This is a genomic window from Paenibacillus sp. F024, from assembly GCF_057814255.1.
In genome coordinates this window covers 1-309 of sequence record NZ_JBVASZ010000129.1, presented here as the reverse complement: position 1 = coordinate 309, position 309 = coordinate 1, and the positions used below count along the sequence as shown (strand labels likewise).

The following is a 309-nucleotide window of genomic DNA, read 5'->3' as shown; positions in this document are numbered from 1 at the left end:
GGAGCAGCGCTGGCAGAAGCATTTCTCTTCGGATTTCCAGCGCGCTATCGATGCGCCGTAAGAATGAAAAGAAGACGACAAACCGCTAAGGGACGGGTTGACCGACGGAATAGATGAAGGAGGAGCTATGGAATGAAGACTAGGCCGGCGATGAGTTTGGATCGAGACCTGGGATGCTTGTTTGGTTTGGCCGCAGCAGATGCGTTAGGAACGACGGTAGAATTTTGTCCCCCCGGTTCATTTGCACCGGTGCGTGATATGGGAGGGGGAGGTGTATTTGACCTGCTGCCCGGCCAGTGGACAGATGAC

General features: G+C 54.7%; 1 protein-coding gene. It reads left to right on the top strand.

Going from position 1 to position 309, the window contains the following annotated elements; all coding sequences use genetic code 11:
* Positions 1 to 132: 132 nt before the first annotated feature.
* A partial coding sequence (locus ACZYR9_RS27670; protein WP_488981501.1) for an ADP-ribosylglycohydrolase family protein occupies positions 133 to 309 on the top strand: 177 nt, incomplete at its 3' end.